Origin of the sequence: Thiobaca trueperi, from assembly GCF_004342175.1 — a bacterium.
GTDB lineage: Bacteria > Pseudomonadota > Gammaproteobacteria > Chromatiales > Chromatiaceae > Thiobaca > Thiobaca trueperi.
Genome location: NZ_SMAO01000007.1, coordinates 133,829 through 152,931 on the forward strand (window position 1 = coordinate 133,829; position 19,103 = coordinate 152,931).

General features: G+C 64.9%; 13 protein-coding genes. 8 read left to right on the forward strand and 5 right to left on the reverse strand.

Translation table 11 applies throughout. The features are described from left to right. The first annotated feature begins 45 nt into the window (after positions 1 to 45). From EDC35_RS13780 to EDC35_RS13795, 4 genes are all read left to right on the forward strand, one after another. Positions 46 to 753 (forward strand): dinitrogenase iron-molybdenum cofactor biosynthesis protein, encoded by a 708-nt coding sequence (locus tag EDC35_RS13780; RefSeq protein WP_132977831.1) that lies wholly within the window; start codon positions 46 to 48, stop codon positions 751 to 753. After that, the gene (locus EDC35_RS13785) at positions 750 to 1,019 is read left to right on the forward strand and encodes a DUF6129 family protein (protein ID WP_132977832.1); all 270 of its coding nucleotides are present in this window, start codon (positions 750 to 752) and stop codon (positions 1,017 to 1,019) included. Before EDC35_RS13780 ends, EDC35_RS13785 begins: the two co-directional genes overlap by 4 nt. 324 nt (positions 1,020 to 1,343) lie before the next feature. Beyond that, the gene (locus EDC35_RS13790) at positions 1,344 to 2,303 is read left to right on the forward strand and encodes a hypothetical protein (RefSeq protein WP_132977833.1); all 960 of its coding nucleotides are present in this window, start codon (positions 1,344 to 1,346) and stop codon (positions 2,301 to 2,303) included. A 264-nt stretch (positions 2,304 to 2,567) separates the two neighbouring features. Then, positions 2,568 to 4,634, forward strand: a complete 2,067-nt coding sequence (locus tag EDC35_RS13795) for an EAL domain-containing protein (protein ID WP_132977834.1) — start codon at positions 2,568 to 2,570, stop codon at positions 4,632 to 4,634. 3 nt (positions 4,635 to 4,637) lie between these two features. Here EDC35_RS13795 and EDC35_RS13800 read toward each other — a convergent pair whose 3' ends face one another. The 3 genes from EDC35_RS13800 to EDC35_RS13810 are packed head-to-tail and all read right to left on the reverse strand — an operon-like array spanning position 4,638 to position 12,264. Next, a complete protein-coding gene (locus EDC35_RS13800) occupies positions 4,638 to 8,666 on the reverse strand; it encodes a translocation/assembly module TamB domain-containing protein (protein WP_132977835.1) in 4,029 nt (1,342 codons plus the stop codon). A 2-nt stretch (positions 8,667 to 8,668) separates the two neighbouring features. Continuing rightward, entirely contained in the window at positions 8,669 to 10,594 is a 1,926-nt protein-coding gene (locus tag EDC35_RS13805) for an autotransporter assembly complex protein TamA (protein ID WP_132977836.1), read from the reverse strand. A gap of 35 nt (positions 10,595 to 10,629) precedes the next feature. Next, positions 10,630 to 12,264 carry an alpha-D-glucose phosphate-specific phosphoglucomutase gene (locus EDC35_RS13810; protein WP_132977837.1) on the reverse strand — a complete coding sequence of 545 codons (1,635 nt, stop codon included), beginning with the start codon at positions 12,262 to 12,264 and terminating at the stop codon, positions 10,630 to 10,632. Positions 12,265 to 12,467: 203 nt separating this feature from the next. Here EDC35_RS13810 and htpG point away from each other — a divergent pair, with 203 nt between their 5' ends. The 3 genes from htpG to EDC35_RS13825 all read left to right on the forward strand — a co-directional run bounded on the left by htpG (position 12,468) and on the right by EDC35_RS13825 (position 17,295). Then, positions 12,468 to 14,387 carry a molecular chaperone HtpG gene (gene htpG / locus EDC35_RS13815; RefSeq protein ID WP_132977838.1) on the forward strand — a complete coding sequence of 640 codons (1,920 nt, stop codon included), beginning with the start codon at positions 12,468 to 12,470 and terminating at the stop codon, positions 14,385 to 14,387. A 189-nt stretch (positions 14,388 to 14,576) separates the two neighbouring features. Then, on the forward strand, positions 14,577 to 16,091 hold the full coding sequence (purF, locus tag EDC35_RS13820) for an amidophosphoribosyltransferase (RefSeq protein WP_132977839.1): 1,515 nt from the start codon (positions 14,577 to 14,579) through the stop codon (positions 16,089 to 16,091). Continuing rightward, complete coding sequence (locus tag EDC35_RS13825) at positions 16,072 to 17,295, forward strand: O-succinylhomoserine sulfhydrylase (protein ID WP_243651685.1); 1,224 nt, start codon at positions 16,072 to 16,074, stop codon at positions 17,293 to 17,295. Before purF ends, EDC35_RS13825 begins: the two co-directional genes overlap by 20 nt. Before the next feature lie 210 nt (positions 17,296 to 17,505). Here the strand turns inward: EDC35_RS13825 and EDC35_RS13830 are convergent, their stop codons facing one another. Together EDC35_RS13830 and EDC35_RS18585 are read right to left on the reverse strand one after the other, a co-directional pair. Next, positions 17,506 to 18,336 carry a retropepsin-like aspartic protease gene (locus EDC35_RS13830; protein ID WP_243651672.1) on the reverse strand — a complete coding sequence of 277 codons (831 nt, stop codon included), beginning with the start codon at positions 18,334 to 18,336 and terminating at the stop codon, positions 17,506 to 17,508. Beyond that, complete coding sequence (locus EDC35_RS18585; RefSeq protein ID WP_165903433.1) at positions 18,333 to 18,521, reverse strand: hypothetical protein; 189 nt, start codon at positions 18,519 to 18,521, stop codon at positions 18,333 to 18,335. Before EDC35_RS18585 ends, EDC35_RS13830 begins: the two co-directional genes overlap by 4 nt. A gap of 158 nt (positions 18,522 to 18,679) precedes the next feature. Between EDC35_RS18585 and EDC35_RS13835 the strand changes: the two genes are divergently transcribed. Next, complete coding sequence (locus EDC35_RS13835) at positions 18,680 to 19,102, forward strand: hypothetical protein (RefSeq protein ID WP_132977841.1); 423 nt, start codon at positions 18,680 to 18,682, stop codon at positions 19,100 to 19,102. Position 19,103: the final 1 nt, after the last annotated feature.

The following is a 19,103-nucleotide window of genomic DNA, read 5'->3' on the forward strand; positions in this document are numbered from 1 at the left end:
TGTTTCTTCAACAGATGATGCACTGCCTAACTGGGGACATGCACGATGCCCAATGCCTCGCTCTCTGACGATATCGCCCTGCGCATCGGTCTGGCCGCGCGCACGCTGCCGGATACCGATCCCGCCCGTCTGCTGCGGGTGCTGGCGGACGCCGTGGGGCTTCCGCCCACTGCCGAGCGTCTGGCCGGACTCAAGGTCAAGGATCTCAAGCAGGCCGCCTCGGGTGATCTGGCCGATCTCGATATGGATGCACTCAGGGCGGCGCTCGCCATCCTCAAGGGCGAGGCCGGGCTCCAACTGGCCCCGCTCCCGCCGACTGACCCCTATATCGAAGGCGAGATGCCGGACTCCATCCGGGTCGCCTGCGCCTCCAATGGCGGCGAGGAACTCGATGGTCACTTCGGGGCCGCGCGCCATTTCCTCATTTATCAGGTCTCAGCGACCGAAAGCCGTCTGATCGATGTCCGCACGGTCGATGAATCTCAGGCCGGCGATGATCGCAACGCCTACCGCGCCGAACTGATCGCCGACTGTCAGGTGCTCTATGTCGCCTCCATCGGCGGTCCGGCGGCAGCCAAGGTCATCAAACGTGACATTCACCCGATCAAGGACGCCGACGGCGGCAGCGCCCGCAAACGCATGCTGGCCCTGCAGCCGATCCTCGCCAGCAACCCGCCACCCTGGCTGGCCAAGGCGATGGGTCAGGCGCCGGAGGCCCGCGTTCGTTTCGAGCGCGAAGAGGTCGAGGCATGATCGAGCCCGTCCGTCTCCAGCAGGTCGCCGAGATCGTGCGGCGCGCCGGGCTCAATGAGCAGACCCTCGCCGCCCTGCGCGAGACCTTCGAGGATCTTCATTTCACGTCCTGCCATGACGATGATGTCGGCCTCAGCGAACCCTTCCATCGCGGCGAAGGCTTCAATCTCTATCTGGTCGATGGGCGTCAGCATTGTCTGAAGCTGACGACCGATCCCGAAGCCGCGACCGGACTCCTGCTGGCCCAGGTCGATGGGGACGGTTAGGCGATTGGTGTTTCTCCGATGAACTCGTTTTTTGACAGGATTAACAGGATTTTTAATGCACTGTTTTTAATCCTGTAAATCCTGTCTAAATATTGGATCCTGGTGATGAAGCTCCGCTTCGTCACCCGCGAGACGAAGCGCTGCTTCGCGAATCCGAGGGTAAATGATCGGGTCGATCCAGAGCCGCCGTCTCGTGAAGCAGAGCTTCATCGGGGAGGTCACGAAGCCAGAGCTTCGTGACCAGAAGACGAACGAACGGCCTCGGGATTTCCAAGGTGCTGCACGAGTAATCACCTAAACCAAAAATAAGATGGTAAAGAGGCGATGGCGAACACACTGAGCAAGCTGGAACCGGGACTGGCTGAACTGGAGTTGCAGATCGCGGAGGTCTGCCAGTCGGTCGATGCCTCAGAAGGAATCGAGCCACTCCTGACGGCCATTCAGCCGCTGCTGCCGGATCTGGGCATCCAGCATGCGATGACCCGCGTCGGCTGGCATCGACTGGGCGGGGTGGTGGATCAGGATGGTCAGCGTGTCGCCCATCAGCTCAGGGAGTGGGCCGAGGCTGAATCCGGCGGCGATGTCGATGAGCTCCTGTTCAGGTTTGCCGACAGGCCCTATTTCGCCACCCGGCTCAACGGTCAGACGCATTATCTGGTCGCCCCCACCGGCCCGCTGGCGCAGGACTTTATCCAGATCGAAATCGAACAGTTGCAGGAAGTGCTGGACCGCCATCTCATGATGCCGGACTGGTTCCCCGACAGCCTCAACGATTTCGTCGATCCGCTCGATTTTCCGCGTCTGGAACACCAGCCGGTCGGCTCGCCGCGTCTGCTGTTTCGGCGCCTGACGCGCATCCCCGAGCTGATCGACTCGCCGGGCGCCAGCCCGCGTCTACGGCGTTTTCTCGCCGAGTGGGATCAGAGTTCAGCCGCCGAGTCCGAAGGCTTTTGTCAGCATTGGGTGCTTGCGATTCGCGAATATCAGGATCAGGACGGCGACGCCCATCAGAGCGCCAAGCCGGTGCCCGCGCTGGCGACCCGGATCCCGATCCTGCCTGATGCCGAAGTGGCACGGGGCGCGGGTCTGGCCAATCAGATCCACGGTTTCGACCGTGAACTTGGCTACCACTTCGCCTGGTATTTCCACATGCTGACCAACCGTCAGGTCTCGCACAAACTGGCCGAGGCGGTGCATGCGGATCTGATGGGCGCCTATGCCTATCTCCCCGCGCGCGATCTCAAGATCCTGCGTCAGTGGTATCAGGATCCCTACGGGGTTTAAGGTGGTTTCCGGGAAAGTTTCTACCAGAGTCAAGGCTCCAAATGGACAGGATGAACAGGATTTCGCAGGATTCACAGGAGACAAGTCATTGTTTTCTAAATCCTGTCAATCTTGAAAAATCCTGTTAATCCTGTCTATTTAAAAGACAAAGCGTGAAACCCGGTTTCATCGAGAATGTGGCTCGGGGGTGGATCCCATCGTTCACGCTGTGCCAGAATCCCGTTCCAGGCTTGAGTCTTTATTTGCTTGGGAGGGAACCGCAGGATGACGAATCCACCACGCCACGAGACCGACCGCTCAGGCGTCATACTCTTCCTGACCTCCGACGCGAAAGCCGCTGCCGACCTTGAAGCGGCGCTGACACCGCACGGTCTGCAACTCGCAACCTTTGCTGATCCCATCACGGCGATGGCGCGTTTCACGACCGAAGCGCCCGCGCTCCTGCTGTTCGATACGCGCCTCCTGTCCGATCCGGCAGACGTGGGGGCGCTGACGACCTGCTTTGCGACCGACCTGCGCTCGCCGCCCCCGCTGGTCGTCCTCGCGCATCAGGAGGATATCCGTTTGCGGCTCGCCGCCATGCGCGCGGGCGCGGCGCTCTATCTGCCGGCGTCACACGAATTCGATGAACTGGCCGAGCGTCTCGCGCACGTTTTGGGTGTGCCGCGTCAGGCGTCTGATCGGGTGCTGGTGGTGGATGATCAGCCGGTGGCTGCGCTCTTCGCCAGCCGGGTTCTGCAGGGTGCCGGCATCCTGGTCGAGCGGGTCTGCAATCCGCTGGAGGTGATGCAGGCGCTGGATCGCTTCAACCCGGATCTGGTGCTGATGGATCTGCATATGCCGGGCGCGTCGGGGATCGAGCTGACCGGCATCATCCGCGAACAGGATCGTTTTGCCGATCTGCCGATCATCTTTCTGTCCGGGGAGCTGGATCCTGAGCAGCAGATGGCCGCGTTGCGCATTGGCGGCGACGATTTTCTCGCCAAACCGGTCGCGCCGGATCGGCTGGTGGAGGCGGTGCGGCAGCGGCTTCAGCGATCCAGAGAACGGATGCGGCGTTTGCGTGGACCGGGAACGATTGACGGGCTGACCCGGCTGGCGACCCGCGACCGGCTCTTGCAGCGTCTGGATCGACTGATCGGACAGATCCCGGCTGGCCGGCTGGGCGCGGAAGGACGCAACCCGTCCGCTCAGCGCGCGCTGATCTATCTGGAGCTGCAAGGCTCGCAGGAGGCGCTGGAGCGTCTGGCAGCCGAAGTAGCGGCACGGGTCAGCGAGGACGATCTGGCGGCGCGGGTTGGCGAGCGCGCGGTCGCGATACTGATGCGTCGCGAGCACAACCTGGCGCTGGCCGAAGCCGCACAGACGCTGACCTATGAGGTTGGCAGGGCGCTGGATGAGACGGCCGCTGGTGTGGCCCTGGGTGCGGGCTGGTATCCGCTCGTCGGCGGTTGCAATGATTCGGTGACGCTGCTGTCACGTGCGGGCAGGGCCGCACGCTGGTCGTTGCGCCAGGGCGAGCGCCGGATCGAGCACTCTGCGCGCGAGGAACGGGGCGCGGATGAGGCGACGCACGAGTCAGCCATTCGGGAGGCCATCCAGGCCGACCAACTGCAACTGCTGTTCGAGCCGATGGTGGCGCTGACCGGCATCCAGGGTGAGCGTTACGAGATGACGCCGCGTCTGCGGCTTGGCGACGGCGAACTGCTGCCGCCCGCCGATTTTGCCCCCATTGCCGCCCGCACCGGTCTGGCCGCTCGCCTCGACCGCTGGCTGCTGTCTGCCGGGCTGGACGTTCTCAAATCATGTCTGGACGCCGGCAGGCCGGTTCAGATCTGTATCCATCAGTCGCTTACCGGCGCCGCCGACGAGGATTGGGCCGCGTGGGTGCGCGATCAGATCAATACGCGGAATCTGATCCGGCTGCGTCCAGTCGTGCAGTTCGAGGTGGCCGAAGCGGATGCCTGTCTGGATCTGGCGATGGCCCGCGCCGGTCAGCTTGGACGCCTGGGCATCCGTCTCTGTCTCAACGGTCTCGATTTCAGTCAGCGCAGCCCCCGAGTCCTGCATGCCCTGCCTTCGGCCTTCGTCCGCATCGCCCGACGTGTCGTCCAGGGACCGGAGGCCGAATCCATTGCCTGGCTGGTGCAATCCGCCAAAGCCTGCGGCAACCGTGTCATCGCCACCGGTGTCGATGGTCCGGAGTCGATTGCCCGGCTTTATGCCGCTGGCGTCGAGTTGATTCAGGGGGCTTATGTGCAGCCGCCGACCGCGCAGATGGATTTCGATTTTGCTGGCGCCGAGGGCTCGGACCGGAACCGGGCGTTCTGACATTCAGTATTCGCGCTCATAGGCCGCGCCTGCGCGGGTGCCGCCGGTGGCGCCGACATCGGCCTCCAGACGAATGTTGGGCGTGAGTTCGATCCGCACCACGCCCTGGGTCTCATTGGTGCGGGCGCTTTGGCGGGCGCCGAGATAGACCCGCTCGGAGAGATAACGCCCGCCTTCGACGGTGGCGCCGCCCTGTTCGTCGGTGCCGACCGAGAGTCGATCCAGCCCGAGTCCCGTGCGGGCGCGGTCGAGCACGCCAAAGCCGCCGCCCTTGCCAATGCCCGCGAGCGATGCCGCCGCCATGCCGAGACGCGCCGCCTGCAACGGCGAGAGTCGTCCCCCGGCGACGCCGAATAGCAGACGCGACAGCACTTCGTCCTGGGGCAGTTCGGGCTCGCCGCGCAGCTCGATGCGCGGCGCGCTGGCGGTCCCCAGCACGGCGAGGATGGCGGTACTGTCGGCGGTGGTGACACGTGCCTCCAGATCCAGGGTCGGATCGATCCCGGTGGCGCCGTCGAAGCCGATGCGACCGCGCGAAAAATTCAGCGTCTGGCCCACCAGTTCGTATTCACCGCGCAGCAGTTTGAAGCCGCCGCTGAGATTGGGATTCGCCGCCGTGCCGCGCACCTGCACCTCGCCGCCGAGTTCGGCATCGACGCCGCGCCCGCGCAGATAGATCCTGCGGGGTGCTGAGACCGAGAGATCCAGCCCCAGATCGAGCGGCGCGCTGGTCTGAGTGCGCGGCGTCGGTGGATTGGGATGATCCGCCGTGCCGCGCTCGCGCACCTCCAGGGTGGCGATATTCGCCGGCAGGTGTTCCGGCAGGCGAATATCCACCTCGTCCAGCCGCACGTTTCCCGCCAGATCCAGACGCTCGCGCGCACGTCCGCGCAGGGTCAGGTCGGCGTTGCCTTTGACACTCGCGATGTCGCTCTGCACCGGGCGCGCCTCGCTGGCGACCAGACGCAGATCGACCGGCAATCCGGGCGCCAGAACCCCGACGCTGCCATCGAGCGTCAGGCTGCCCGGCCCCGCCCGTGCCGTCAGTCGTTCCACGCGCAGGGTGTCGTCGGCCAGACGCAAGGTGCCGGTCATCCCGGTCAGGGCCAGACCGATGGTCCGATCGCGCAATGTGGCATCACTGAGTTGCAGCGTGCCATTCAGACGCGGCGCGGCGAGGGTGCCGACGATGCGGGTGTCGAGGACGGCCCGTCCGCTGATCTGGCGTCCGCCGCTGGTCAGCAATGGATCGAGCAGCCCGAGATCGACCTGACCATCGGCGCGCAGGGCCAGCGCACCCGGCGCGAAAGGCAGGCGACCATCAATGCGTCCGCGCACTTGCAGGCTGGCGCCTTTGCCAGTGGCGAGCCGCGCGTCGAGATCGGTGCCGCGCTCGCCCAGATCCGCCGAAATCTGGATCTGCGTCGCCGGCAGACTGCGCGCCGCGCCCTCGTTCAAACGCAGCTCGGTCGCCTGGACGCGCAGCGAGCCGGTCGGTGCGTCAAGCGCGCCGGCCAGCCGGATCTGTGCGCCGAGGGTGCCGGTCAGCGGTACATCCGGTGCGGCGAGCTGGACCAGATCCAGCGGCAGCCCGGCGAGTGTCGCGTTGAGATCGAGTCGGGGCATCAGCCGCCCGGCGAGATCAAGCGTGCCCTTGCGCAGACCGAGACGCAGACGGTCGACCGCCAGCCCATCGGCGAAATTCAGGGTTGAGGGCGCGAGCAGACGCAGGGTCTCGCCGCGCGCACTGGTTTCCAGACGCTGGACCGCCAGCCGGCTGGCGGGCGCGTCCAATCGTGCGCTGGTCGTCAGCACGAGCGGGCCGGCGGGGCTGGTCAGCCTGGCGTCCGCCGTCAGATCGAGCGCGTTGGCCGTGCCGCGCGCGGTCAGCGAGAGATCCCCGCCGATCTCTCCAGCCGCCAGTCCGCGCAGACGCAGCGTCGCATCGGTCGTGGCCGCGCCCAGCGGCGACTTGACCTGCGCAGTCAGCATCAGCGACTCGATCCCCACCGCTCCGGGCAGGGTCAGACCCTTGCCGTCGGCCTCGATCAGTGCCTGACCCGCATCCGTCAGCGCGAGTCGCGCGTCGAGACGCCCGGCGACTGTGGGCGCGGGTTGTCCGCCGGTCGGCGGCGAGAGGATGGCGAGCAGTGGATTGAGATCGGCCAGACGCGGGGCGTTCAGCCGGATCTCGCCCTGCGGCAGCGTGGCGCCGTGTGGCAGACGCAGACTGCCCGACGCGGCGACGCTGGCCCAGCGGCTGTCGCCGAACGACAGGGTCAGCGCGCCATCGGTCGTCCGTCCCGCTTGCAGGTCGATGGCGACCGGCTGTCCGGCCCAGTCGCCGTTCAACGTCAGCGCGACCTCCGCTGGCGCGAGCCGGGCAGCGAGACGCCCGGCGAGCCGTCCGCGACCGGCCTCTCCGAGATTGGCATCGGTTTCGAGTTCAGCGACCAGCTCGGGCGCGTCCAGGCTGCCCGACAGGCCGCCCAGCGCCTGAAGCCGACCGGACCAGCCGGGACCGAGCGCACCGAGGTCGGACAGATCCAGCGCCCAGCCCAGGGTCAGCGTCTCGCCTGCCAGTTGGCCCTGCGCGGCGACCTTGAGTTTCGCGCCCTTGATCCGGGCGGAGTCGAGCTGCCAGACATCGCCGTCCTGTCTGACCTTGAGCGCGAGCGGTGCCGATGCCCCAAGCAGCGCGACCAGCGGCCCCGGCGCCTGAGTCAGCTTCAGGTCGCCGCTCGCATCCAGATGTGGCGAGTCGCCCGCCGCGCCAGCGACCTCGAAACGGGCACTGCCGGCCAGTTTCGCGCCAATCAGGGTCGCGAAGGCGGCGAGGTCAGGGAGGTTCAGGGTCGCACGACCGGTGCGCTCGGCCAGCCGGCCTTCGGCGGCGAGATCGAGCAGCGGATGTTTGGCGCTGAGCTGGAAGGGGAGGGCAGCATCCTGTGGGCTCAGCTCGCCCGTGATATGCAGCGGGTCTGTCGTCACCGCTGCGGGCAGATCCAGTGGGGCGCGAAGACCCTGGAGCGCGGCATCGAGGGTCAGGCGCGCGGCGTCGCCCTCGGCGGTTGCGGTCAGGCGGTCGAGCCCGTAATCACCGAAGGCGAGTCCGTCCAATTCGAGTCTGGCGTTGCCCTGAGGCGCGTCCAGGGTGCCGCGCACATCCGCCTTGAGCGCGATCCGCCGCCAGCCGAGATCCTGCGCCGTCAGCGCCATCGCTGGCACCTCGGCGGAGAGACGCAGCCCGCTGGTGGAGCTGGTGTTGAGATCCAGCACGCCCTCGGCGGCGGCCTGCAAGGGTCCGGCTTCCAGTCTGGCGTCGAGCGCGAGCGCGGTGGACGGCCCTTCTGCGCGGGCGTCGAAGCGCCAGCCATCCAGGTCAGCCGGGACGCGCAGGCCGAGCGGCTCGGCCAGCCGTGCAAGCAGACCGCCGGAGGCTTCTTCCAGTCCGAGCTTCAGGTCATAGCGCCCGGCGTCGATGCCCCATTCCAGGCTGTAGCGATCCGCGCGGCCAATGGCGGCGACACGCAGTGCGCCCCGGCTTCTATCGATGGACAGTGCATCGCCGCTGCCCTCGACCGTCAGTCGCGGCGCGCCGGGCAGTGCCTGCTCCAGACTCAGATCCGCAATCGCCAGATGTTGCAGCAGCACCTGCATCGGCAATCGAATCGGCCCGCTTGGCTCATCGTCGTTTGCTTCTGGCAGGCGACTCAGGACCACCGCACGGGCGGTCAGCGCCTCGACGGCGATTTTGCCGCGCGGCAGTTGCCAGAGATCCAGATCGAGTACGGCATCTTCGACCAGCAGCCAGACGCCCGCTTCGTCGCGCAGCTCCAGACGGGCGAGACGCGGCGCGGTCGGCAGGGTGCCGCTCAGTCCCGACAGCACGACCTGACCACCGGTCAGCGATTCCAGCCTGGCGACCAGGAAGCCGCGTCCGGGTTCGGTATTGACGGCCAGCAGCAGCAACGCCAGCAGCAGGACGGGCGTCAGCAGGATGATCGACAGTGGCAGCAGAAAACGGCGCATGCTCAGAATGCCTGTCCAATTCCAATATAAAGCTGCACTGGCGAATCGCCGTCGTCGGGATTGAGCGGGGTGGCGACGTCGACCCGCACCGGGCCGATGGGGGTGTAATAACGCACCCCGAGACCGACACCGACCGCCAGCGCGCCAGTGCCGGGAATGCCGTTTTCGCTCACCATGCCAGCGTCGGAAAAGGCGACCGCGCCCCAGTTGGCACCGAATCGCTGGCGCCATTCGAGCGCCATCTCCAGCAGCCCGTCGCCGCCAGCAGGCGAGCCGGATGCCGTCTCGGGGCCGATGGACTGGAAGGGATAACCGCGCACCGAGCCGCCCCCGCCGGAATAGAAGCGCCAGTCCGGCGGCACCGCTTCCGGGCCGGCGCCGACGATGCTGCCCAGCGCGAAACGACCGGCGAGGATGGAGCGTCCGCTTTGACTCCCTGAATCGGCTTCCTGCGCATCGCTGTCTGCCGCGCCTGCCCTGGTCAAGCCGGCGAACAGATTGCCGGTCAGCCCCTGAGTGAGATCGAGATAGGTCGATCCGGCCACACGCGCGACGAGGAAACCCGAGCCGTCGCCCTCCAGCACCTGGGTTGGCGTGACCTGGGAGCCGAGACGCAGGCCCCGATGCGGATCCAGCGGGTTGTCGGTGGTGTCGTAAGTCAGGGTCAGGGGCAGCGAAAGCAGTTGATAGTTTCGCGCCGTTCCGTCCTGCACGATCCGCGAACGCTGGAAGGCCAGCCCGGCGCTGGCGGAGAGTCCGGCAGAAAAGCGCCGCTCCAGTGCCGCGCCAGCGGTCACGGCTTCGCGATCATAGGCATCGAGACTTTCCTTGACCCCGCCCAGATCCAGGCGCAGATCGAGATTGCGCAGCCAGAGATCGGGGATGCGCAGACTGACGTTGGCGAGATAGCTGAGATCTTCCGGCGCGCTCTCGATCAGATGTCCGATCTCGCCTTTCACGGTCAGTTGCTCGGCCCGGCCAAAGAGGTTGCGATGGATCCAGGAGGTCGAGAGACTCGCGCCCTCGTCGGTCGAATAGGCACCGGCAAAGCGCAGCACGCGCGGCGGACGTTCAGCGACCTCCAGGGTCAGCGGCAACTGATCCTGCGCATCCGGTTTGGTGTCCGGGGTGAGTCGCGCCCAGGCCAGCACGCCACCCGCCAGCAGATCCTGGCGCGCCGCTTCCAGACGGCTCGGGCTGTATGGCTCACCCGGCGTCAGACCCAGGCGGCGCAGAACATAATCCTCGCGCAGCCGGTCGAGTCCATGCACCGAAACGGTTCCCAGACTGAGCCGGGGACCGGGATCGGCCAGATAGACGACATCCATGGTGCGGGTATCGTGATCCACCACCGCATCGGGTGGCGGGAGGGTGGCCAGGGCAAAGCCTTCCTCGCGCAGGGCGCGCAGCACCGCTGCACCGGCGGCGAGCACATCCGCTGCGCGCGCCGGCTCGCCGGGCTTGAGATGGAAAGCGGCCCTGGCAGCCTCGGGCACGGGGCCGTCGAGCCGCACGACCCCGAGTTGATAAAGCGGTCCCGGATCGATCTGGACCGACACTGCGACCGGCGGCGCCGACGGCAGGTTTTCGAGCATTGGAAGCAGAGTCGGATCCCGGGTGGCAAGCCCGGCGATGCGAACCTGAATGGACGCATCGTAATAGCCGAAACTGCGCAGCACGTCATCGAAGCGCGCCGCGTCGGCCTCGGCGCGGGCGATGAGCGCGAAGGGGCCGACCGGTGCCTCCTCGCGCAACCCGGCGAGCTGGGATGAATCGGTGACCGCCTGATCGATCCGGGCATTGCCGGTCGGTGCCAGGGTCAGACTGTAAGGCATGGGGTCGGCTGCCAGCACGGCGGTCACGCCAGTCAAGCCCGCACAGATCGATAGAAACCGCATCCAGCGGCGGCTGGGGTTGGGATTCGCCATCTTGCGATTCAAGCCAGTCCCATCCCATGCCATGGTCAGGTCACGACATCCGGCTCGCGGCGTCCGGTGCGGGCTTCGATCTGCGCCAGATCGCGGGCGATCCGGATCAGCGGCTGCATGGCCTCCTGGGTGTCCTGATGATGACGCGCCGGATCGGGCTCGTAATATTCCAGATAGACCCGCAGGGTCGCGCCCTCGGTACCGGTGCCGGAGAGACGGAAGACGATCCGCGCGCCGCTCTCGAAACCGATGCGGATGCCCTGGCGTTGCGAGCAACTGCCGTCGATGGGGTCGGTGTAGGTGAAGTCGTCGGCGTAACGGACGGTCTGGTCGCCCAGCGTCTGGCCGGGCAGGTCGGGCAGCAGATGGCGCAGATGATCCATCAGACCCTCGGCGCCGGCCAGATCCACCGCCTCGTAGTCATGCCGGGTGTAGTAATTGCGACCGAAGCGGCGCCAGTGCTCGGTGACGATCTCGGCGACCGGCTGCTGACGCACCGCCAGCAGGTTGAGCCAGAAGAGGACCGCCCAGAGCCCGTCCTTTTCGCGCAGATGATCCGATCCGGTGCCGAAACTCTCCTCGCCGCAGAGCGTGATGCGACCGGCATCGAGCAGATTGCCGAAGAATTTCCAGCCGGTGGGGGTCTCGAAGCATTCCACCCCCATGAGTTCGGCGACCCGGTCAGCCGCCTGACTGGTGGGCATGGAGCGGGCGATACCGCGAATGCCGGATTGATAGCCCGGCGTCAGGTGTGCGTTGGCGGCGAGGATCGCCAGACTGTCGCTCGGGGTGACGAAGACATTCTTGCCGAGAATCATGTTGCGGTCGCCATCGCCATCGGAGGCGGCGCCGAAGTCGAGTCCGTCCTGACCCTGAGTGAGCGCGACCAGCTCTTGGGCATGGGCGAGATTGGGGTCCGGATGTCCGCCGCCGAAGTCTTCCTTGGCCTGACCGTTCATGACCGTGCCGGGCGCCGCGCCGAGCCGGTTTTCCAGGATCTCGACGGCATAGGGTCCGGTGACGGCGTGCATGGCGTCGAAACGCATGCTGAAATGACCGGAGTTGAACAACTGATGGATGGCGTTGAAATCGAACAGCGACTCCATCAGCGCGGCATAGTCGGCGACCGGGTCCATGACGATGACCTCCATGCCGCCGAGCGCAAAGGTGCCGAGCCGGTCCAGATCAAGCGGCGGGGTGTCAAGGGTCAGATAGCGGTCGATGGTCTGGGTGCGGGCATAGACCGCGTCAGTCATGGCCTCGGGCGCTGGCCCGCCGTTGGCGGCATTGAACTTGATGCCGAAGTCTTCGTCCGGGCCACCCGGATTATGGCTGGCGGAGAGCACGATGCCGCCCTGGGTCTTGTACTGACGGATAATGCAGGAGGCCGCCGGGGTGGAGAAGATGCCGCCGCGTCCGACCCGCGCCTGTCGCACGCCATTGGCGGCGGCCATGCGCAGGATGACCTGGATCGCCTCGCGGTTGTAATAACGGCCATCGCCGCCGACCACCAGTGCGCCGCCCTGGAGTTCGGGCTGGGTGTCGAAGATCGACTGGACGAAATTTTCCAGGTAGTGCGGCTGCTGGAAGACCTTGACCTTCTTGCGCAGGCCGGAGGTGCCGGGGCGCTGGCCCGCGATGGGTGTGGTGGCGATAACCTGTGATTCCATCTTCAAACCCTTGACTTGTGGTCGGATTGCCTGCACTAAGCGGGCGAGTGTCGGCGTGGGATGACGGTTTTCCCGGCGCGCCGTGATGAATGTCTGGCATTGTATCCCCCCAGGCCGCCCATGCGACAATACCGAATTGGCCCGGAAGCCACTTCCGGGCCGGTTTCAACCCAACCCATACAGATAGAAGGTCACAAAGCAAGATGACAGTCGAAGCGCATAAGGAAACACTGGAATTCAAGGCCGAGGTCAGTCAGGTGCTGGATCTGGTGATCCGGTCACTCTACTCGAACAAGGAGATCTTTCTGCGCGAGCTGATCTCGAATGCCTCGGATGCGGCGGAAAAGCTCCGCTTCGAGGCGCTGAGCGACGATGGACTTTACGAAGGCGACAGCGAGCTGCGGATTCGGGTCACGGCCGACCGCGAGGCCGGCACGCTCACCATCTCGGACAACGGCATCGGTCTGGGCCGCCAGGAGGTGATGGAGACCATCGGCAGCATCGCCAGTTCTGGCACCCGCCGTTTCATCGAGAGCATGTCCGGCGATCAGGCCAAGGACAGCAAGCTGATCGGCCAGTTCGGCGTCGGCTTTTATTCCGCCTATATCGTCGCCGACAGGGTCACGCTGATCTCGCGTCGCGCCGGTCTGGGCGCCGAACATGGCGTGCGCTGGGAGTCCGATGGTCGTGGCAGCTATACGCTGGAGACGGTCGAGAAGGCCGGTCGCGGCACCGATGTCATCCTCCATCTGAAAGAGGACGAAAAGGAGTTTCTGGATAGCTGGCGGGTGCGTTCCATCATCGGCAAGTTCTCCGACCACATCGCCCTGCCGGTCGAGATGGCCAAGGAACTTTACGGCGAAGAGGCCGAGCAGAAAAAGGGCGAGCCGCCCGAATTCGAGCAGGTCAATCGCGGCACCGCGCTGTGGATGCGCAGCAAGTCGGAGATCACCGACGAGGAATACAACGACTTCTACAAGCACGTCTCGCACGACTTCCAGCCGCCGCTGGCCCATGCCCACAACCGGGTCGAGGGCACCAACGAATATACCGCGCTGCTCTATGTCCCGAGCAAGGCGCCCTGGGATCTCTTCGACCGCGAGCAGAAACACGGCGTCAAGCTCTATGTGAAGCGTGTCTTCATCATGGACGAGGCCGACAAGCTGATGCCGCACTATCTGCGCTTCGTCAAGGGCGTGGTGGACTCCGACGACCTGCCGCTGAACGTCTCGCGCGAGATCCTCCAGCACAACCGCAAGATCGATACCATCCGTCAGGCCAATACCAAGCGCGTACTGGGTCTGCTGGAAACCCTGGCGACCGAGGAGCCGGAGAAATATGCCAGCTTCTGGGACGAATTCGGCAAGGTGATCAAGGAAGGTCCGGCTGAAGATTTCGCCAACCGCGAGAAGATCGCCAGTCTGCTGCGTTTTGCCTCGACCCACAGCGAGGACAATGCCCAGCGCGTCTCCTTCGACGACTATCTCGGGCGCATGAAGGAGGGTCAGGACAAGATCTATTACATTACCGCCGACAGTCCGGCAGCGGCCCGTTTCAGCCCGCATCTGGAGGTCTTCCGCAAGAAGGGCGTCGAGGTCCTGCTGCTGTCGGATCGGGTCGACGAATGGCTGGTCAGCCATCTGACCGAGTACAAGGACAAGCCGCTTCAGTCGGTGGCCAAGGGCGATCTGGATCTGGGCGAACTGGCCGACAAGGACGAGCAGGAAACCAGGGAAAAGGCCGCCGCCGAGCATGGCACCCTGCTGGAGCGTCTCAAGACCGCGCTCGGCGAGCGGGTCGAGGCGGTGCGTCCCAGTACCCGGCTGGTCGATTCACCCGCCTGTCTGGTGGTCGGGGCGGACGACATGAGCGCCAATCTGGCGCGGGTGCTCAAGGCCGTCGGTCAGAGCGCACCCGAGACCAAACCAACCCTGGAGGTCAATCTGGATCATCCGCTGGTCAGGCGTCTGGAGTCCGAAACGGACGAAGGGCGCTTCGGCGATCTCGGCATGATCCTCTTCGATCAGGCACAACTGGCCGAAGGCGGTCAGCTTGACGATCCGGCTGGTTTCGTCGGACGGCTGAACAAGCTGATGCTCAATATGATGATGGCCGGCGGCTGATGAGACGCAGGCCAGCGCGCCGCAACGGGCGCGCTGGCCTGACTGAAGCAGCATGATCGACACGAAACTGCTGAAGGTGGTCGGACAGCGGTTGACTCGGGTTGAAGGCAACCGGGATTCTGAGTTACCTTGATCGGCTCTCAATCATCTGCGCCGATTCTTCGCGGCGCGCGGGCGGGTATCCCATCCATGTGCGGAATCGTTGGAATCGTCGGCCACAGTCCGGTCAATCAGTCACTTTACGATGCGCTGCTGGTCTTGCAGCATCGCGGCCAGGATGCCGCCGGGATCGTCACCTGTCAGGGCGACAGACTCTATCTGCGCAAGGACAAGGGTCTGGCGCGGGATGTGTTCCAAACGCGCCACATGATCCAGTTGCCCGGCAACATGGGGGTCGGTCATGTGCGCTATCCTACCGCCGGGGCCGCCGGTTCGGCTGAGGCGCAGCCTTTCTATGTCAACTCGCCCTATGGCATCGTGCTGGCGCATAACGGCAACCTGACCAATGCCGAAGACCTCAAGCGCGATCTCTTCGTCGATGATCTGCGTCATCTCAATACCGAATCCGATTCCGAAGTCCTGCTCAACATCTTCGCCCACGAGTTGCAGATCCAGGGCAAGCTGCGCATCGACGAGCAGGATGTCTTCCGCGCCGTCGCCGGGGTGCATCGGCGCTGTCTGGGCGGTTATGCTGCAGTCGCCATGATCCCCGGTTTTGGCCTGTTCGGCTTTCGCGATCCCAACGGGATCCGTCCGCTGGTCTATGGTCGCCGCGAGACCCCCGAAGGTACCGAGTACATGATCGCCTCGGAGAGTGTGGCGCTCGACACCATCGGCTTCCAGATCATCGCCGATGTCGCGCCCGGCGAAACGGTGCTGATCACGGTCGATGGCATGATCCATACCCGCCAGTGCGCCGCGCAGCCGGTGCTCTCGCCCTGCATCTTCGAGTTCGTCTATTTCGCCCGCCCGGATTCGATCATCGACAACATCTCGGTGCACAAGGCCCGTTCGCGCATGGGCAAAAAGCTGGCGGCCAAGATCAAGCGCGAGTGGTCCAATCACGATATCGATGTGGTGATCCCGATCCCGGACACCAGCCGCACCGCCGCCCTGCAACTGGCCAATCATCTGGGCGTTCCCTATGCCGAGGGCTTCATCAAGAACCGCTATATCGGTCGCACCTTCATCATGCCGGGGCAGAAGGTGCGCAAGAAATCGGTGCGGCAGAAGCTCAACGCCATTGAGCTGGAATTCCGCAGGAAGAACGTCCTGCTGGTGGACGATTCCATCGTGCGCGGCACCACCTCGCAGCAGATTATCCAGATGGCCCGCGATGCCGGCGCGCACCGGGTCTATTTCGCCTCCGCCGCGCCGCCGGTGCGCTATCCGAACGTCTATGGCATCGACATGCCGGCGGCCAGTGAGCTCATCGCCCACGGTCGCACCGAAGACGAGGTGGCGCGCGAATTGGGGGCCGACAGACTGATTTTTCAGGATCTCGACGATCTGATCGAGGCCGTCCAGAAAAAGGGCAAGAGTCATGTCGATCGTTTCGATACCTCGGTCTTCGATGGTCATTATGTGACCGGGGATGTCACACCTGAGTATCTCCAGGCGCTCGAAGCCCGGCGTAACGACAGCGCCAAGGAGAGCCGTTTTCCGTGCAGCGAGAGCGCCATTGATCTCTACAACAGCGACTGAGTTATCCCCCGAGTCCGGCGAGGCAACCGGCGGGATCGGCGGCTTCGCCACCCGCGCCATTCGCACCGGGCATCAGCGGACGCCCGAGGGCGAGCACGGCGAGCCGATCTTCACCACCTCCAGTTTCGTCTTCGCCAGCGCCGCCGAGGCGGCGGCGCGCTTTGCTGGCGAGCAGTCGGGCAACATCTATTCGCGCTTCACCAATCCCACGGTGCGCGCCTTCGAGGAGCGTCTGGCCTCGCTGGAGAGCGGCGAACGCTGCGTGGCGACCGCCTCCGGCATGGCGGCCATCCTGGCGGTCTGCATGGGTCTGCTGAAGACGGGCGACCGCATTCTCTCGTCGCGCAGTCTGTTCGGCAGCACCACGCTGCTGTTCAACAAATATCTGGCGCGTTTTGGCATCGAGACCGACTATGTGCCGTTGAGCGATCCCGGCGCCTGGGAGGCCGCGATTCATCCGCGCACCCGGCTGCTGTTCTGCGAGACGCCATCGAATCCGCTGACCGAAATGGTCGACCTGCGCCGCCTGGCTGACATTGCCCATCGTCATGGTTGTCTGCTGGCGGTGGACAACTGTTTCTGCACCCCGGCGCTGCAACGTCCACTGGAGCTGGGTGCCGATCTGGTCATCCATTCGGCGACCAAATATCTCGACGGTCAGGGCCGCTGCGTCGGCGGGGCCGTGGTCGGCGATCACAAGCTGGTGGGCGAAGAGGTTTATGGCGTGCTGCGGACCGCTGGTCCCACGCTCAGTCCATTCAATGCCTGGGTCTTTCTCAAGGGGCTCGAAACGCTCGATCTGCGGATGCAGGCGCACGCGCGGGGCGCGGCGCAACTGGCCGACTGGCTGCTGGCCCAGCCAGCGGTCGAGCGGGTTTATTATCCCGGCCTGCCTGAGCATCCGCAGCATCATCTGCTCGGCACGCAACAGCGCAATGGCGGCGGTATCGTCGCCTTCGATGTGCGCGGCGGTCGCGAAGCGGCCTGGCGCGTGATCGACTCCACCCGGCTGTTGTCCATCACCGCCAATCTCGGCGATGTCAAGACCACCATCACCCATCCGGCGACCACGACCCACGGACGCCTGAGCCCGGAAGACCGCGCGACTGCCGGCATCGGCGAGGGGCTGATCCGGGTTGCGGTCGGGCTGGAGGAGGGCGCCGACATCCAGACCGATCTGGCGCGGGGACTGGCGGGGCTCTGACGCCTGATAGCTGAATCCGGCACGCTCGATCTGATCAGTCGCCGGACTCTATCGATTGCCGGCACGAGGTGAGCGATCAGAGCTGACCGCGCTGTCGGACCTCTTCAATCGCCATTTCGCCAATGACGGCCTGCTGCTGCCGTCCCCGATCCCGAGCCGCTGGTGCGCAGCGAGCTGCGTCTTGTCCGGCGTTGGCAGGGGCGCGGCAGTTCACTTCGAGACCAGCGTCAGGCGGCTGTTTTCATCATCGATCGTCATCTGAAAGCGGCCCAGCACATTCATGCCGAGCAGCGCCTGACCGCCGAGCAGCGAATCCTCAATGAAGGCCGCATCGACATCGGCGATGCGCCGCTCGCCCAGCCAGATCGCGACGAGCGTGCCGATGCGCGCCTCGACCGCCCCATTGGCCGTCTGCACCTGTTGACTGCGCAGACCATCCGCTGCCAGGCCAAGCGACCCGATCAGCGATGCCGGCAGCACCACCTGGTCGGCGCCGGTATCGATGAGCAGGGATTGCTGCACGCGCTGCTTGTTGGGGCCTTCAAGGGTGATGTTGACGATATGTGCAGATCCCTTGCGCTGCGTCGAGAGGACGACTTCGCCGGTGTCGCTGGCGCTGGACTGGCTCTTGCCATCGCCTTCGACCACCATCGGTGGTGGAACATAGGCCACCTTTTCGCCGAGGATGATCACACGCTCGATCCGGTTGTTCGGGGCGGTCACGATGACATGATCGAAATTCTCCAGCAGGGCGTGCAGGCGCGTGAGCAGGTTGCCGCCCTCGACACGCGCCCTGGCGTCGGCGGTCTGCTCGATGCCGCGTGCCTCGAAGCCATGACGCGACATCAGCCGTTCGAGTTCAGCCTTGACCTCGACGACCTGAACCGGTTTTGGCTTTGGCCTGGGCGTTGCGGGCATGGTCCCGGCAGATGCGGGCGCCGGTTCGATCTGAGGTGCTGCCGTCTGCGCCGCCGCACCAATCAGCCCGCTGGCGAACAGCAGGATCGACAGCGCAAGACGGCAGATAACAGGATGCGTCACGGCAGGGCGCGCTTTATTTCTGATTCTCTTTTTTGGCCTTTTTCTCGGCCTTTTTCTCTTTCATGCTTTTCAGCGGCGCTTTCTTCGTTTCCTTCTTTTTGTCTTCGCCTTTGCTCATGGTTGATGCTCCAGTTTGCATGCGCCCGCTGGCGCGGAATCGAATCCTGACAGTTCAGATCGAACATCAGGCTCCAGGCGGATTGCCGGTCACGTCATAAAGACCGCGATGCCCGCTTGAAATGGCGTTTAGCATGCCGCCCCGGTGGCGTCAAGGCCGCGAGCGCGAGGGCGGGTATGGTAGAGTGTGCGCCATTTCTCGATGGAGACCGATCCGATGTTCCCGATGCCTTCTTCCACCCAGCTTTATGTCTTTCTGATCGCAACCGTTTTATTCGCCATGCTGACCGGCTGTCAGGCGCTGCCATCCGCCCGACAGACAGTGATCCCACCCACGGACGTTCCAGGACAGGAGTGCGTTGCTCGCTGTGATCTGCCCTACAGCCAGTGCGAGCAGCGCCAGCGGCTGCGCGAAACGCAATGCCAGCAGGATTTCAAGCAGATCAGCGACGATCATGCCGCCTGCATCGCTGCCAAGGGGCGCCAGTGCCTGCAACCCGTGCCCTGCCAGGGCGCAGATATGGGGATTTGCGCGACCCAGCGTGAGGAATGTGTCCTGACCTGCGGCGGGCAGGTTGAATCACGCCCTGAAATCTGGCCCTGGAAGAGCCGGGACGCCTCTCAACCTGCCCCTGAAGCATCGCCTTAAG